We start from the raw sequence: 15,985 nt of genomic DNA, 5'->3' as shown, positions 1-15,985 counted from the left end.
TCGATGCGGCGCGGGCGGCTAACCGGGAACTGACCCGGGCACTGAACCAGGCCCGCTGACGCCATCTGCGGCAGAGCGTCGGCGGATCACCCAGTTGCCCTCTTAAAGCCACACTCGACGCCCCAGGGCGAACCAACCCTACGAATGGCTCGCTCGACCCGAGCAAGAAGGTAGGACGGTCTTAGGAGAGCAGCGGGGTGAGTTGGTCTGCGTGGTCGCGGAGGACCGGGAGTAGATCGGTGCCCAGTTTCTGGATGCGGTCGGGTGGAGCGCACAGTGCGAGGCCCGCGACGAGCACGCTGGTTGCGGGGTTACGGATGGCGACGGCGAGGCAGCCGCGATCGAGGCGGAGTTCGCCGAGTTGGCTGGCGACTCCTGTGTCGGATACGGCGGCGAGTTCGCGTGCGAGGCGAGCGGTGTCGGTGATGGTGTGCTCGGTGAGGTGCCGCAAGTCGTGCGCTCCGGCGCGGCGGGTGGGCTGGTCGGCGAGGAGGAGTTTGCCGAGGGAGGAGGCGTGCGGGTGGCGGGCGAGGAGGGTGCCATCGGTGGGCGGGTGGTCGGGATCGGGATCGGTCAGGGTGAGGCGTCCGCCTGTGTAGGCGGCCAGGTGGACTCCCCAGCGGACCCGGTGCCTGAGTGCGGTGACCACGGCGCGGGCGGCGGCGCAGGGTTCGGGCACTTGAGGGAGGGAGAGCCGGGCGGCGCGGCGGCCGAGGGCGAAGCCCCGCAGGTCGGGGAGGCGGACCAGGTACTCCTCGGCCACGAGCAGGTTGAGCAGGCGGTAGGTGGTTGCGGGCGGCAGCCGCAGGGCGGTGGAGATCTCCTTCGCGGTCACCCCGGGGCCGGCGGCCACGACCTGTTCCAGTACGTGGAGCGCGTTGCCCTGGGCGCTCATCTGTACCGGCCGGGGACGGGAGTTCGTGGTGGGTGGTCGTCGAGCACGTCGGCTATGGACGTCTCGTCGTATACGCCGATGCCCGCGAGCCGGTCGGGCAGGCGGCGGCGCAGCCACCCGTACCAGGCCAGCGCCGCCGCGGCGAGCACTGCGAACGTCAGAGCGAACGCGCCGCCCGGCACCGAGACGGCGAACGCCCCCAGCGCGATGAGCAGCACCGGCACGACCGCCAGGGCGACGGCCACCGGCCCGGGGGTCGACTCGCCGATGTTGCGCAGGAAGAGCGGTACGGCCAGGCAGACCAGCAGGTAGGCGAGGAGGTAGCCGACGGTGGATGCCTGGAGCAACAGATCCAGGACCCGTTCGGGCGGGACACCGCCAACGATCATGGCTGCCGGCAACACGGTCGTCACCGGGAGCGCCACCGCGATGGCGAGGTGTGGAGTGCGGTGAACGCGATGGGTGCGGCGCAGTCCACGGGGGGCGAGGCCCTCGGTACCGAGCGAGAACAGCACCCGGACCAGGGCGTTGGCGGTCGCGAGCGCGCAGGCCAGGAAGGAGCTGGCGATGCCCGCGTCCAACAGGGGCGATACCCAGGGCAGTCGCTGTGCCGAAGCCAGGACGCTGAGGGGCAGCACGCGGGCGTCCTCGGTCAGGCTTACCTGGACGGCCGCCGCGCACACGTACATTACGCCCGCGACACCTGCGGTCCACATCACCGCGCGGGGGACGGAGCGGAACGGGCGGCGGGCCTCGACTCCGAGGGCCGCCGCGGACTCGAAGCCGATGAAGGCGGCGAGGGCGGGAACCACCGCGGCGGCCACTCCGCCGAAGGCGCCGGCCGGTTCCGCGGCGTGCGCGGCGGGGGTCGGCGGCCGAGAGACGTCGCCGCCGAGCAGGAGGCCGAACACTGTCAGCATCAAGGTGATCGACAGCCCTTCGACGAGCAGCACCACCCCGGCAGAGAGCCGGATGCCGCGGACCGCGCAGGCCGCGACGACGACGCCCAGCAGCACCGTCGTGGCGGCCACCGAGACCCCGGCCGACGCTCCGGTACGGCCCAGCAGCGCATGCAGGTGGATCGCCGCCCCCGCGAGCGCCGCCGAGACCAGCAGTGCGTAACCGACCAGCAGCGCGCAGGCGCAGGCGAAGGCCCCGGCGGGTCCCAGGCCCTTGGCGGCCAGGCTGTACAGCGACCCGGCGGCGGCCATGCGCCGGGTGAACTGCCCGATGCATCCGGCGATGAGGAGCGCGACGACCGTGGCGATGACGAACGACCAGACCGTGCCGCTTCCGGCGGTGGACGCGGCGATCGCCGGCGTGGCGGCCATCCCCGCCGTCGGAGCGGCAGCGGACACCGACTGGGCGAATACCTGGACCGGCCCGAGGGTGCGCCGGTCCAGGCCCGGAAAGCGCGGGCCTGGACGCAACGTGGGCTGCTCCGTCTGGATCGTCATGGGCGGCACGGTAAGCGGCGCGCCTATTGCCGGACGTGTCGGAGAGGTGTCCGGCATGTTTCCACGCCTGAGAGTGAACGGGGCCGGTTTTCCCGTTACGGATGACGGCCGCTTGACGCTCCGGTGACGGTCCGGCAACCGCGAGACTCCAGTGTCTGCGGCAGTCCCCGCTTCCGCTGCGTACGGCCCGCTTCCGTGGCGGTGCGTCGCGGTCCCCGCTCCCAGCGCCCCCGGGCGCCACTCCCTCATGGAGGTCGGATGTCCGCCGATCGTGCGGCACCCACGCTGACCGGTTCCCTCGGCACCGGTTCGATCGTCTTCATGGTGGTGGCCGCGGCCGCCCCACTCACCGTCGTCAGCGGGACGGTCCCGTTGGGCATCGCGCTGGGCGACCGGGCCGCCTTCCCCGCCACGTTCGTGATCTGCTGCGTGATCCTGCTGCTGTTCGCCGTCGGCTACGGCGCGATGACCCGCCACGTGCCGCAGGCCGGCGCTTTTTACACCTACGTGCAGCACGGCCTGGGCCGGCCGACCGGTCAGGGCGCCGCCTACCTGGCCCTGGTCACCTACACCGCCGTACAACTGGCGGTGTACGGCTACCTGGGGGCGGTGGCCGCCGACCTGGTGCAGCACTACGGCGGACCGTCGCTTCCATGGTGGCTGTGGGCGGCGGTCGCCCTGGCGGGTGTCGGATTCCTCGGCTACCGGCATATCGACGTGAGTGGCAAGGTGCTCGGCGTCCTGCTGCTGGGCGAGGTGGGAGTCGTTCTCGCCCTGGACGCCGTGGTCGTCGTACGCGGGGGTGGCTCGTCGGGGCTTTCCACCGCGTTCCTGCAGCCCGAACAGGTCGGCTCCGGCTCGCTCGGCCTGGGCCTCGTCTTCGCCATCGCCAGCTACCTCGGATTCGAGGCCACCGCCATCTTCCGCGACGAGGCCCGCGATCCGCACCGTACGATCCCGCGCGCCACGTACCTGTCCCTTCTGCTGATCGGTGGCTTCTACACACTGTCGAGCTGGGCGCTGGTGTCGGCCTGGGGCGACGACCAAGCCGTTCGGGCGGCAACTGCCGATCCGGGCGGCATGCTGCTGACCACGATGCAGCACCATCTCGGCTCCGCGGTGGCGGACATCGCCCAAGTACTGCTGCTGACCAGCCTGTTCGCCGCTGCCCTGTCCTTCCACAACGTACTGGCCCGCTACGGCTACTCCCTGGGAACCTCGGGCCTGCTCCCTCGGCTGAGCGGCAGCCGCCACCCACGGCACGGCTCGCCACACATGGCCTCGCTGCTGCAGTCGGCCTGCGCAGCGGTATTGGTGGCTGTCTGCGCGGTGACTGGGATGGACCCGGTCACCCAGGTCTTCGCCTGGCTCGCCGGCACCGCGACCCTGGGCATCCTGCTGCTCATGAGCCTGACCTGCCTGGCCGTCATCGTCTACTTCCGCCGCACCCGCCGGGACCCGCGCACCTGGCACACCGTAGTCGCCCCGGGCCTCGGTCTGCTGGGCCTGGCCGGCTGCCTGGTACTCGCGGTCGCGAACTTCCCTCTGCTCATCGGTGGTTCGACCACGCTGGCGACTGCCCTGGGTGCCGTACCACTGGGGGCCTTCGCGGTTGGCGTACTCCTGGCACTGTGGCGGCGGCCACGGAACCTGGAGACCGCCGTCGCACAGCCTGTCCCCGAGACCGCCTGATCGCCTTGCCCCGCGACCGATGCCATCTACGGCGTGCACGGCGGCCCTCAGCCGTGAGAGCCCGGCGTATCACGCACTGCCGGACGCTCCAGAAGCCGGAGCGAGAATTCGAGCGCACGATCGACCCGCGCTCGGTCCCCGGACACGAGGAGGTCGAGCTGGAGGCCCCTGACCTGGGCGAGCAGGAGCGTGGCGAGTGCGGAGGCGTCCTCGGACGGCCAGCCGTCCTGCATGAGCCTTCCGACGAGAATGTCCAGCCAGTCGCCGACAAGCGACCGCGCCAAGCCACGGTCGCCTTCCGGCTTCCAGCCGTTGTACCCGACCATCTCGAACAGGAGCAGGAATTGACGCTGCTCCCGCGGCTCGCACAGCCGCGGCCACAGAGCCTTCACCAGCTCGGCTGCCGAATTGGCCGCGCGCAGCTCCTCGTCGCCGGTCAGCCGGTCGGCGAGGTCGGTGCGGATCTTGTCCACGACGCTCATGATCAGCTCCTCCTTCGAGGAGAAGTGCCGCAGCAGCGTCGCGTGGGTGACTCCGAGTGCCTGGGCCACCGGGCGCAGGGACAGGTCGGTGACCCCGTGGGCCAGGACGTATTCAGTCACCGCCGCCAGTAGCTCCGGTTTCCGGTGCTGGAAGCGGAGTGTTCGCCCGTCGACCCGTTCCGTACTCATCGCCACAGATCCTCACTCCACGCCAAGGGAACATTAAGCGTACCAAGTGGTTGCCCTAACCGAATGGTACTGCTACTTTCCGCTTATCGGCCCTGCTCCAATCCGTTATCCACGCAAGCCCCGAGGTGGGGCCGACCACGGTCGCGCAACGGGCTCGACAGACGCGGCATACCTGGGCAGTCCGCTCAGCCGGCGGTGAGCCCACCCCCCGATGAGGCGGGCAGTGGTGAGCGCCGATCTCCTCCTCACCGATCGAAGGACAACCATGACCGATCAGAAGCGCCAGACCCTGGCCGATCTCAACCTCTTCACCGGGGCGCCGCAGCACGAGAACTTCTCCCGGGTGAAGGACCTGCTCGACACCCGCGAGATGGCTTCTTCGTCCAAGACCCACGCTTGGCCTCAGGGTGATCCGATCGGCCTGCCGGAGACCTACGAGTTCGACGGCACCGTGCGATCGGCCGAGGAGTTCATGGCCGACACCGACACGGCGGCATTGCTCATCCTCATCGATGGCGTCACCCGGTACGAGCGCTACGCCCTGACCGGCGGACCGGACGTCCAGTGGCTGTCGATGTCGGTGGCCAAGAGCTTCCTCTCGGCGCTCATCGGGATCGCGGTCGCTGAAAGACACATCGGGAGCATCGACGAGCCGATCAGCTCCTACGTGCCGGTGCAACCCGGTTCCGCGTACGACGGCGTATCCATCAAGAACGTGCTGCGGATGTCCTCGGGCGCCCGCTGGAACGAGGACTACAACGACCCGACCTCGGACGTCTTCCTGCTCACCATGGCCGCGCTGGGCATCGGCGGAACGCTCGACGACTTTGTCGCCACCATGGTCCGCGAGAGCGAGCCAGGCACCCTCTGTCGCTACAACTCGGGCGAGACACAGGTGCTGGGAGCGCTCGTGGCACGGGCCACCGGACGTTCGGTCGCGGACTACATGCGGGAGAAGCTGGGCGAGCCCCTCGGTATGGCCGAGCCCGGCTACTGGATCGTGGACCCCGCGGGCACGGAGCTGTCCTTCGCCGGCCTCAACCTGACCGCCCGCGACTACGCGAGGCTCGGCGAGCTCTACCGCAACGGTGGCGTGTGGCAGGGCCGGCAGATCGTCCCGGCGGGCTGGGTGCGCGACTCCGTGACCGTCGCCGCCCCTCATCTGGAGCCCGGCCGGCCCCTGGTCGGCGGGCACCACTTCGACCTGGGCTATGGCTACCAGTGGTGGATCCCGGCCGGGGACCGCGGCGAGTTCAGCGCGATCGGCGTCTACAACCAGTTCGTCTACGTCGACCCGGCCAGCAACACGACCATCGTGAAGCTGTCCGCCAACCGCAGATACGGGACGTCCAGCGAGGAGTCCACCAACCGCGAGATGGAAACAGTCGCCTTCCTGCGGGCGATCGCCCAGCACGACCACTGAACCAGCGGCGACGCAGCCGCCCGGGCCCACGACAAGCGACGTGTCCGTATCAACGAACTCTCACGAAGGAAGCGCCATGACCCACGCCACCGCCTCGACTGAGCGGACGGACACGTCCCCCTCGGCCACCCACCCCCTGTCACTCCTCGCAGCCGAGGAAATCGACGCCGCGCGGCTGGCCGCCCAGCAGGCCGGACTGACGACGGACACCACCCGGTTCGTGTACGTCGGGCTGGAGGAGGCGCCCAAGCACGAGGTCCTCGCCCACCGCGACGGCGACGCCGTACGACGCCGGGTGAACATGATCCTCATCGACCGCGAGACTGGGGTCGCCACCGTCGCCGTAGCCGATGTCACCAGCGGCGAGGGTGGCGAGATCGTCGAGTCGAGGACCGTGGACGCGGCGGGCGAGGGGCAAGCCCCCATCCTCGACGAGGAGTTCGACGACATCGAGGCCATCCTGCTGCGCAGCGAGGACTGGCTGAGCGCCCTTGGCAAGCGGGGCATAGACCCGGAGAAGGTGCGTGCCGTCCCGCTCTCGGCCGGGAACTTCGGCCACGAGGACGAGACGGGTCGACGGGTCTGCCGCGTGCTGGCGTTCCTCCAGCTCGACGAGGCCGACCTGCCGTGGGCCCACCCCATCGACGGCGTGTGCGCTTACGTGGACCTGACGGCCGGCGAGGTCTTCGAGGTGGTCGACAGCGCCGAACTGGCGGTGCCGATGGAGCGCGGCGAGTGGGACGCAGGGCCGCATGCGTCGCCGATGCGGACCGACCTCAAGGCCCTGGAGATCATCCAGCCCGACGGCCCGAGCTTCACCGTGGACGGCAATTTGATCAGCTGGGCGGACTGGTCGTTCCGCTTCACCTTCGATGTCCGTGAAGGACTCGTGCTGCACCAGCTCGGCTTCCGCGACGGCGGTGAGGTGCGACCCGTCGTCTATCGGGCGTCCATCCCCGAGATGGTCGTCCCGTACGGTGACCCCTCTCCCGCCCGCTACTGGATCAACTACTTCGACCAGGGCGAGTACATGTTCGGCCGCTACACCAACTCCCTGGAGCTGGGCTGCGACTGCCTCGGAGAGATCACGTACTTCGACGCCACGATCAGCGACGAGAAGGGCCGCCCCCGCCTCGTCAAGAACGCGATCTGTCTGCACGAGGAGGACTACGGCGTGCTGTGGAAGCACACCGACCTCTTCAACGGCATGACCGAGACCCGCCGTTCACGGCGCCTGGTTATCTCCTTCTTCCTCACCATCGGCAACTACGACTACGGCTTCTACTGGTACCTCTACCTCGACGGCACCATCGAACTGCAGGCCAAAGCGACCGGCATCGTCTTCACCTCCGCCTACACCGGCCCGGACGGCTTCGCCACCCAGATAGCTCCCGGTCTGGGCGCCCCCTTCCACCAGCACCTGTTCTGTGCCCGCCTCGACCTGGCGGTCGACGGCCACCGCAACGCCGTCGACGAACTCGACGCCGTGGCCGTCCCGGTCAGCGACACCAACCCCCACGGCAACGCCTTCCGACAGGTCCGGACCCGGCTCACCTCGGAACTCGACGCCCGCCGCACGGCGGACAATCTTCGCTCGCGTACGTGGCTGGTCAGCAACCCCGACAAGCAGAACCGACTGGGCGAGGACGTGGCCTACGCCCTCCACCCGGAGGGACAGCCGACCCTGCTGGCCGACCCGTCCAGCGTGATCGCCAAGCGCGGCGCCTTCGCCACTCGCCACCTGTGGGCTACGCAGTACGACCCCGCTCAGAAGTGGCCCGCCGGCGAGATCGTCAACCAGAGCCCCGGCGGTGACGGCCTGGAGTCGTTCGTCGCCGGTGACCGCCCGCTGGACGGCGAGGACGTGGTCCTGTGGCACACCTTCGGCCTCACCCACTTCCCACGCCCCGAAGACTGGCCGGTCATGCCCGTCGACTACACCGGCTTCAAGCTCAAGCCCGTCGGCTTCTTCGACCGCAACCCCGCACTCGACGCACCTCGCGGCACGACGTCGCACTGCCACGGATCGTGACGCCATGACCGCATCCACAGGACACGGGATTCTCCGCCGGGTGGCCGCAGGCCTGGCCGTGATCTCCGCCTTTGTCCACGCGGCCATGCTGCACCAGCACGTCCACCGTTTCGCCGTCGTCCTGCTGGTGCTGGCACTGACCTGCCTCGGCTGCGCGGTCATGCTGTGGCGGTCGTCAGGACCAGGCGAATGGACGGCCATGGCGATGCTCAACGTCGTGATGCTGACGACCCATGTCCTGTGGCCGGCGGTCCAGCCCACGATGGATCACACGAACCGTCTCCAGAACCACTACCAGAGCGGCAGCCTCACGCTGATGCACGCGGCTCTCGCCTTGGCCGTCGTGGAGACGCTCCTTGCCGTAGCCGGGCTCTTCGGTGCACTCCTCGGGGAGCAGCGGGAAATCACCGGGAAGGACGCGGCGTCCCCAGGCAGGGTCTACCGGTAAGTCCGGTTATTGGACGTCGTCTCAATTTGGCGTGTTCGATGTTCCGGCGTGGTGGGGACGCTGAGCGTCTGGTGCCGGATGAGTGGTGGGAACTGTTCAAGCGAGGCCGACAGCGGTACGGAGACCGCGAAGTTCTGAGTGGGTGTTCTGCGGGGTTTCGCCGAGTTTCAGGCTGAGTTGGTGTCTGGGGTGGCCGGTGCTGGCTGGGTGAAGGCGAACAGGCCGGGTTCGGGCTCGGTGAGGATGTCGCGGTCGACCAGGCGTTTCAGTTTGGCGCGGATGCTCTCGGTGTGCCGCGGCTCGGTGCCGATGCCGAGGATCTCGCAGACCTCCTTCGCGCGGAGGCCGTGCCCGGCCTGCTCGAAGGCGGTGAGGACCTCGCGGTAGCCGGGCGGCAGTGGCTCGGGGGGTTCGATGCCGTCCTCGGCGGCCAGTTCCAGCATCGTCTCGCGGGTGATGTCCAGGCGTTCCAGGGTGCGTTCGGCGGCAGCGAGTTGCTCGGTGAGGAGCGCGATCTGCTCACGCAGCTGCCCGGCTGTCTCTCGGACCAGCTGCTGTCGGGCTTCGATCTTGTCCAGGAAATGCCTCATCGACGCTCCTGCTCGTCAAGGGCGTGGGATGCCAGGCGGGCGGGTCGCGCCAGGTCGGGGTGGCGGTGCGGGTGAGGCGGCGGAGCATGACGTCGGTCATGGACCAGTGGATCCAGGCCACCGAGCTGGCCGGCCTGGTTTCGTAGTCACGCACGAGACGTCTGTGCAGCATGAGGGTGCCGAGAGTCTGCTCGACCACCCACCGCTTCGGCTGCGGAGTGAACCCGCGTGCCCCGGGCTCGCGTTGGACGACCTCCACGTCGATGCCGAGGCGGGTGCCGTGCTCCACGACGGCCTCCTTGAACCCGGCGTCCACCCACGCCTTGTCACGGTGGGCGCGTTCGCCATCACCCTGTCCAGCAGGGCGATACCGATGGCGTTGTCGTGCACGCTGGCAGCGACCACGAGCACGGCGATGACCAAGCCGATCGTGTCGGTGGCGATGCCTCTTTTCCGGCCTGGGCTCTTCTTGCCCGGGTCCAGTCCGGTGGTGTCCTCCGGCGCGTTCACCGAGGCCCGCACGGTCTGCGAGTCCAGCACGACCACGGTGGGGTCCTCGTGCCGTTTGCGCAGTTCACGGGCTTGCCAGCGCAGCAGGTCATGGAGGGTCTCGGCGGTCCCGTCGTCGCGCCACAGGCCGAAATAGTAGTACACGGCGCTCTTCGGCGGCAGGTCGTGGGGGAGGTAGCGCCACTGGCAGCCGGTCCGGGCCTGGTACAGCAGCGCGTTGACGATTTCCCGCATCGCGTAGCCGCCCTCGTGCCCGCTGACCGAGGGATGCTTCGCCTTCCAGGAGGTGATGACCGGCCGGATCAGCGCCCAGGCTTCATCCGACAGGTCGCTCGGGTACGGCTCGCGTCCGTCCACGCCCATTAGGGCACCGCTCATCCGGCCTACCGTGAAGCCCTCGAACCGGACACCCCGTCCTCAAGCACTACGACTCCGCCGAGTACTCGCAGAACACCCCCTCAGAGACACTCCACCCAGTGATAGCGCCACAGCTGTTGCACTAGCTAGAGTTCGACCACTAGTGGCTGAGCTGCACAAACCCGAGGTGCACACCACTACGACAGCCTCACTCCCCCAGAGAACTTGGGGTAGTCGTACGTTGTCGCCACGGCCCCAACAGTAGTTCGACCCGGCGGCCGCGCTGCTCGTACGACGCGGCGGCACGGCGCGCCCGGCAGCTTCTGCTGATGACGGCTCAGGGCTGGTCGGGCGGGGTGTCCTGCAAGTACCAGCCGTGGGCGGCCATGCACTCCTTCGTCCACTCCATCAGCAGGTGTGAGCCCTCCTTGACGCGGCTTGCGTCATGGCCGCCGTCGTTGGCGAACCACTGCACGAGAAGGCCGGCCGCCGGGCGGTCCACGTCGCCGGTGTCGCACACCGGGCACAGCTCCAGGTGGATCGGCCGCCCGTGTTCGTCGTCCTGCGGCGCCACCCCGCTCATGATGAGGTCGCCCCGGCAACGCGAACACTGCGGCAGCTGGTCGGAAAGCCTGAGCAGATCCATGGCCAGTCCCCTTGCTCTGGACGTGGCCCTCCACCCAAGACCCGCCGACCTGCACCGTCAACCCCACCCGCAACGGTGAACCGGCGCCCGCCACGGAATCTGTCCACAGGGGAACGGGTGTCTGCTGGATGAATGATCGACAGCGACGACACGCAGCCGCCGGCCCCACGCCGCAACAGGGTCCTGGACGCCCTCAAGCGGGCGGAGCGCAAGGTGTTCACCCGGCCCGCGCCGAAATCCGCGAAGGCCCAAGTGGAATTCCTCTACACGCGCGCGAAGCAGTCCACGAAGGCCCTGGCCGAACAACTGGGCGTCTCGACCCGCACGGTGCAGCGCTACCGCGCCGGACAGCAGACGAAGCCTCAGAAGCGCCTGCAGGCCACGCTGGTGGAGGCGACTGAATCTCAGTGGCAACCGCAGGTCAGGGCACGGGCGCGGGAGCGAGCGGCGACCTCCAGCGGCATGATGGTGGAGGTGACGGCCTACTTCGGATTCACCTGCACGGGCAGCTCGGACGACGGCCGCGAGCGCACCATCACCACGCCGATCTCGCCCACCTACGCCGCTGAGATCCTCCGCCTCCAGGAGGCCGGTGCGACAGAGGAAGATCTGCATCCGGTCGTCGCGGAGGCCATCACCGAGTCGTATTTCACGGAGTGGGGCACCCGTGCCGACGGGCTCCAAGCGGATTTCACGGACGTGCAGTCGATAGATTTCCAGTTCTGAACACGCGGAATTCAGAGCCTGCTATAAAACGTATTGAGCCGAAGCACGGTAGTTGTCACCAAGGCAGGCTTGTTGTCACCGGCGAAGTGTCGGTGGCCAGTTGGATTTCCCCGCCCACGGCCACCTGATGGGGAGTCATTTGGCCGCGAGCATCACTACAGTCGGTGACGAAGATCAGCACACTTCCCCGAGCGGCTCGGGCTCGCCCGGCACGCCGCCTCCCGGCTGGCGGATCCGGCCAGCACCACCAGGAGTGGGCCGCTACCAGGGCGCCCTGGGGCGCAGTCGCGGGAGCGGGGTCGTCGGCTGCGCGTCGGCTGCGCCAGGCGCTCGGGGCCGCGCTGAGTGGGCGGGAGCCCGCCGGGCCATCGGCAGTCACCGTGCGTTTCCAGCAGTCCGCCAGTGGGGAGTTCAAGACGCTTCCGCGAACGCTTCCCTACGCACAGCATCTGGCAGCAGACTCACCCTCATGGCCTTCGTCTTGGTCCCGTGCAGCTTGGTCGGAGCACATGATCAGACGAAGGCCGCCCCCGCGTCCGGCGAATCCCCAGGTGAGCGACTCAGTTCGAGATGCCATTCGAGGCCGGAAGATAGGGAACAGGCTTAGTACTCCAGCTGTAGATCGTGATCTCGATGGTGAGGGGCGCCGAGGAGACAGGTGGTCAGTGTCGATCATCTGGACGAGATCGACCACGCCACCGAGGGTGTCCGTTCCTTCTCGCCTACCCGACTACTCAAGTCCACCGAGACGGAGGGCGTCCCTTAATTCGCTGAGCTTCGCGGTCGTCGCCGGGGTCCGCTCCTTCGCCTGTCCAGCGAGTCGGAGGGCATCCTCAATCTCGTTGAGTTTCGCGTAGGGCAGGGCGCCCGCCCGCTCGATCAAGTCGTCCCGGGACACGGTGGTCAGCCACGTGCAAGGGGTAAAGCCCGGACACGGGAACGCGAACCGCAGCACGCCTTCAAAGGGCAGTCCTTCCATGGCGCCTACTGCCACTTCGACGCCCAGACCGCTGATGTCGACGCCCGCCGGAGCCACGACCTGCATCACCCGGATCCCGGACGCGTCGCCTTCCGACAGCAGTACGACCGGCCGCCGCTCGTCGAACTCGACCCACCAGACTTCGCCACGTTGCACATGTCCTCCTGACACAGGACGGCAGGCGGACGCTGCGCGACCCTGACGCGCTGTGGAGACGGGTGCGGCCACGTTGATCATCGGTGTGTGAAGACAAACGATCACGCGGTGGCCGCAGGTCACAGCGTAGACCCTGCCCGCTGGCAGGAGGCGTTCGATGGCCTGATGAGCCGGATAGCCGGGCGGTTCGCGCGGGTCGAACCCCGCCTCCGGGCCAAGCGCTTGGTGCTGGGCCTGCTGTCGGATCTGCCGCGCAAGAACTGCTGGACGATCGCAGAGTGGGCCGGGGAGGCCACCCCACACGGCATGCAGCATCTGCTGTGCAGGGCCGCCTGGGATGCCGAGGCCGTCCGCGACGACGTGCGCGAATACGTCGTCGAGCACCTCCACGACGAGGCCGCAGTGCTGGTCGTCGACGAGACCGGCGACGTGAAGAAGGGCACACGCACCGTCGGGGTCCAGCGCCAATACACCGGCACCGCCGGGCGGATCGAGAACTCTCAGGTCGCCGTCTACCTCGTCTACGCCGGCGAGCGCGGGCACGCGGCGGTGGACCGAGAGCTGTACATCCCGCGCTCCTGGACCTGCGATCCGGACCGCTGCCGGGCCACGGGGCTCGGCGAGGGCACCGTCTTCGCGACCAAGCCGGAACTGGCCCGGGTGATGATCGAACGGTTCCTGGACGCTGGACACCGCGTCGGCTGGGTCACGGGTGACGAGGTCTACGGTGGCAACCCGAAACTGCGATCCGCGCTGGAAAAACGCGGCATCGGCTACGTCCTCGCAGTGGCTGCTCAGCCCAAATGACCACCGGCGCCGGCACGTTCCGCGCCGATGCGCTGGTGAAGAAGGTGCCGAAGCGGGCCTGGCAGAAGCTCTCGGCCGGACGCGGCGCGAAGGGACAGCGGTTCTACGACTGGGCCGTCATCGACCTCGCCGAGGCGGCACCGGACCACCACCAATTGCTGATCCGCCGCAACCGCACCACCGGTGAACTCGCCTATTACCGCTGTCACTCCACCACGTCGGCATCCCTCGCCACCCTGGTCAAGGTCGCAGGTTCCAGATGGCGGGTGGAGGAAACCTTCCAAAGTGAGAAGGGGCTGGCCGGACTGGATGAGCACCAGGTCCGCCGCTACCCCTCCTGGGCCCGCTGGGTCACCCTCGCGATGCTGGCCCATGCCTTCCTCGCCGTCGTCCGCGCCGACGAACACGCACACCGCCCCACGCCGGCCAACCTGATCCCGCTGACCTGTAACGAGATCCAGCGCCTGTTCATCAGTGTTGTTGTCCGGCCCGCTCACGGCCCGGCCCACCGGCTCAGCTGGTCCGCCTGGCGACGCAGCCACCAGGCGCGATCACGAGCCAGCCACTACCGGAGACAAGCGTGACTGAGCACTGCAGCTGGCCACCCTGAGCACCGAAGTTGGTCGCCCCGAGCCAAAAGCTGAGGGGTTCATCGGTCGCTGGGAGTAGGTCCTGCGCCTCAGGCGCGCTCCGCGCCTGCTGGCTAGGGTCGGTCCTCATGGAGACCACGGGAATCGTTCGTCGCCAGACGGCGGAGCGTATGCGCGACGCTCTGGAGCGGCTCGTTACCGAGCGGGATGTATGGGTGTCGACGGCTCACCCTGATCACGGGCCGCACCAGGTGCCGCTGTGGTTCTTGTGGGATGGACGAGCGGTGTGGATGTGCACCAGCGCCACTTCCGTGACTGCGCGGAACGTCCGCAAAGAGCCGCGCGTGCGTCTGGCGCTACCGGACACCTTCGACGTGGTGCTCCTCCAGGGTGAGGCGGAGTGCTTCCCGGACCAGGAGGTGCCCGAAGGCGCAGCGGAGGCGTTCGCCGACAAGTTCGGGTGGGATCCGCGCGTGGAGGAGGGTTCCTTTCTGTATGTACGCGTGGTCCCAAGGACTGTGCGCGCTTGGCGCGGCGAGCCGGAACTACGCGGGAGAGTCATCATGCGCGACGGAATGTGGCTGGAATAACGGCCGTCCCTCGCCGACGGGCCTCTCTCGGATCACGATCTACAGCTGGAGTATTAGGTCATGGCAGAGTGACGCAGTCGTACCGCGCGCCGGTTTCGTTGTTGTAGCGGGCCCACTTCATCTTGCTCATGGTCTCGCGGCCGTACTCGCCGTCAACCCTCGCGCCGATCCTGCCCTGAACGTCTTCGAGAGCATCTTCGGTGTCCCGTCCGAAGCTGCTGTCAAGTTCGAGCCTCTTGCCGTAGCAGCTGTTCATGTTCTTCTGCAGGGCTCTGACCCCGGCACCGGTGTTCCCGTACTGCAGGTAGCAGTAAATCGAGTTGTTCGCGACGTTGATCGGCACCACCCAGTGCCGGCCCCCTACGCTCTGTATCGTCCTGGATCCGGTGCACACCCCGTCTGCTGCGTTGGCTGGGGCAGCGGTGATCACTCCTCCCAGCAGGGCCGCCATCATGGTCCCTGTCGCGAGAAGTGCCTTGCTTTTACCTGTCTTGCGCACGCCTATTGGTTCCTTTCAATATGGAGTCTGATCTATGCGCGTCCACGCCTGCTGAACAGCTACCTTTCTCTGACCTCGCCCAGGAACCTTAGGGTCGTCGTGGGCTTCGGACTTTGTCGTCCGTGCAGGGAACTTTGTCAGTCGTGCACCGTCTCAAGTTGACGCCGCATCAGGCGAGGGTCGCCCTGCGGGTGAGGTCATGCGCGACCGCCATGGCCGGTGTCAGCCCCGTACGACGGGCACAGTAGCCCGGCCCGGTCGCTGAGTGTGCCGGTCGTTTGACCCGCAAGGAACAGCCGCCGCGCACACCGGAACACGGGCAAGGCGGCAGTCGAGACCGCCTCTGGTTTACAGCCGCGAACTCGGTGAGCTCGACTGCCGCTACCGCTGGGACCACGAGAAGCCGCCCTACGGGTCCGTCAGATCCATGGCTCGCAGCGAAGGCGCGGGTCATCGCGGAGGGCTGGGGTGTCGGGGTGTTGGTTCGACAACTTTTCGACGGCATCGCGCAGCTTCTCCACGATCTGCTCGTACCGCTGGACGCTGACGTTGCCGATCTTCTCCGTACGGGGCACCGTGCCAACCCCCTGCCAGGCCGGAGCACGGCCCCGCCGTGAATGGGGAACCCCTCGCCCTCAGTATCCAGTGACTCCCGATCTCCGGTACTGGCGACAGAAAGGCTGCCGAATGAGCACCTGTGACAAGTCGAATGCCTCATTGGTGACAACGAGGCTGCCTCGACCGGTCCTGTCCGCCAGGTCATCCGGCTTCGCCGGTGACAACTCCTGAGCTTCGGCTCACGTATCGGCGGGCCGCCGACAGCGCTCTGGCAGCGGCCCGCACCTTATTCCGCTCCGAATGCGAGGCCCTGATGAGCAGCCCCTGGCCGCCCCGGCGCGGTGTCCGCCGACCGTCCG

The 15,985-nt window shown here is 68.2% G+C and carries 14 protein-coding genes and 2 pseudogenes; 7 read left to right on the top strand and 9 right to left on the bottom strand.

Features of this window, described 5'->3' with window-relative positions; all coding sequences use genetic code 11:
* Positions 1-181: 181 nt before the first annotated feature.
* Together ACYVO6_RS33310 and ACYVO6_RS33305 are read right to left on the bottom strand one after the other, a co-directional pair.
* Positions 182-895, bottom strand: coding sequence for an IclR family transcriptional regulator (locus tag ACYVO6_RS33310; protein ID WP_461067749.1), 714 nt, complete (start codon positions 893-895; stop codon positions 182-184).
* Complete coding sequence (locus tag ACYVO6_RS33305) at positions 892-2,352, bottom strand: APC family permease (protein WP_461067747.1); 1,461 nt, start codon at positions 2,350-2,352, stop codon at positions 892-894. The genes ACYVO6_RS33310 and ACYVO6_RS33305 overlap by 4 nt, the downstream gene beginning before the upstream one ends.
* 258 nt (positions 2,353-2,610) lie before the next feature.
* On the opposite strand from ACYVO6_RS33305, the gene ACYVO6_RS33300 reads away from it, so the two are divergent.
* Positions 2,611-4,044, top strand: coding sequence for an APC family permease (locus ACYVO6_RS33300; protein WP_461067745.1), 1,434 nt, complete (start codon positions 2,611-2,613; stop codon positions 4,042-4,044).
* Between the two features lie 47 nt (positions 4,045-4,091).
* Here ACYVO6_RS33300 and ACYVO6_RS33295 read toward each other — a convergent pair whose 3' ends face one another.
* Positions 4,092-4,715, bottom strand: a complete 624-nt coding sequence (locus ACYVO6_RS33295; protein WP_461067743.1) for a TetR family transcriptional regulator — start codon at positions 4,713-4,715, stop codon at positions 4,092-4,094.
* Between the two features lie 265 nt (positions 4,716-4,980).
* Here ACYVO6_RS33295 and ACYVO6_RS33290 point away from each other — a divergent pair, with 265 nt between their 5' ends.
* The 3 genes from ACYVO6_RS33290 (at position 4,981) to ACYVO6_RS33280 (ending at position 8,618) form a co-directional block, all read left to right on the top strand.
* Complete coding sequence (locus ACYVO6_RS33290) at positions 4,981-6,138, top strand: serine hydrolase domain-containing protein (protein WP_461067741.1); 1,158 nt, start codon at positions 4,981-4,983, stop codon at positions 6,136-6,138.
* Between the two features lie 76 nt (positions 6,139-6,214).
* A complete protein-coding gene (locus ACYVO6_RS33285) occupies positions 6,215-8,170 on the top strand; it encodes a primary-amine oxidase (protein ID WP_461067739.1) in 1,956 nt (651 codons plus the stop codon).
* Positions 8,171-8,174: 4 nt separating this feature from the next.
* Positions 8,175-8,618 (top strand): hypothetical protein, encoded by a 444-nt coding sequence (locus ACYVO6_RS33280; protein ID WP_461067737.1) that lies wholly within the window; start codon positions 8,175-8,177, stop codon positions 8,616-8,618.
* Positions 8,619-8,785: 167 nt separating this feature from the next.
* On the opposite strand, the gene ACYVO6_RS33275 is transcribed toward ACYVO6_RS33280, so the two are convergent.
* The 3 genes and pseudogenes from ACYVO6_RS33275 to ACYVO6_RS33265 form a co-directional block, all read right to left on the bottom strand.
* A complete protein-coding gene (locus ACYVO6_RS33275) occupies positions 8,786-9,208 on the bottom strand; it encodes a hypothetical protein (RefSeq protein ID WP_461067736.1) in 423 nt (140 codons plus the stop codon).
* Positions 9,209-9,254: 46 nt separating this feature from the next.
* Positions 9,255-10,075 (bottom strand): annotated as a pseudogene (locus ACYVO6_RS33270) (IS5 family transposase); the annotation flags it as partial.
* Positions 10,076-10,412: 337 nt separating this feature from the next.
* Positions 10,413-10,721 carry a DUF6300 family protein gene (locus ACYVO6_RS33265; RefSeq protein WP_461067734.1) on the bottom strand — a complete coding sequence of 103 codons (309 nt, stop codon included), beginning with the start codon at positions 10,719-10,721 and terminating at the stop codon, positions 10,413-10,415.
* Between the two features lie 132 nt (positions 10,722-10,853).
* On the opposite strand from ACYVO6_RS33265, the gene tpg reads away from it, so the two are divergent.
* Positions 10,854-11,447 (top strand): telomere-protecting terminal protein Tpg, encoded by a 594-nt coding sequence (gene tpg / locus ACYVO6_RS33260; protein WP_461067732.1) that lies wholly within the window; start codon positions 10,854-10,856, stop codon positions 11,445-11,447.
* A 730-nt stretch (positions 11,448-12,177) separates the two neighbouring features.
* Here the strand turns inward: tpg and ACYVO6_RS33255 are convergent.
* Entirely contained in the window at positions 12,178-12,582 is a 405-nt protein-coding gene (locus ACYVO6_RS33255; RefSeq protein ID WP_461067730.1) for a type II toxin-antitoxin system PemK/MazF family toxin, read from the bottom strand.
* A 165-nt stretch (positions 12,583-12,747) separates the two neighbouring features.
* Here ACYVO6_RS33255 and ACYVO6_RS33250 point away from each other — a divergent pair.
* Positions 12,748-13,973, top strand: a pseudogene (locus ACYVO6_RS33250) (IS701 family transposase).
* Positions 13,974-14,107: 134 nt separating this feature from the next.
* On the top strand, positions 14,108-14,569 hold the full coding sequence (locus tag ACYVO6_RS33245) for a pyridoxamine 5'-phosphate oxidase family protein (protein ID WP_461067728.1): 462 nt from the start codon (positions 14,108-14,110) through the stop codon (positions 14,567-14,569).
* 58 nt (positions 14,570-14,627) lie between these two features.
* On the opposite strand, the gene ACYVO6_RS33240 is transcribed toward ACYVO6_RS33245, so the two are convergent.
* Together ACYVO6_RS33240 and ACYVO6_RS33235 are read right to left on the bottom strand one after the other, a co-directional pair.
* Complete coding sequence (locus ACYVO6_RS33240) at positions 14,628-15,068, bottom strand: peptidoglycan-binding domain-containing protein (RefSeq protein ID WP_461067726.1); 441 nt, start codon at positions 15,066-15,068, stop codon at positions 14,628-14,630.
* Positions 15,069-15,487: 419 nt separating this feature from the next.
* Positions 15,488-15,643: a hypothetical protein gene (locus tag ACYVO6_RS33235; RefSeq protein ID WP_461067724.1), complete on the bottom strand. Its 156-nt coding sequence runs from the start codon at positions 15,641-15,643 to the stop codon at positions 15,488-15,490.
* Between the last annotated feature and the right edge of the window lie 342 nt (positions 15,644-15,985).

Source organism: Streptomyces pseudoechinosporeus (genome assembly GCF_054783935.1).
Note: the sequence above shows the minus strand (reverse complement) of the source record. Positions and strands in the feature narration are given on the sequence as shown.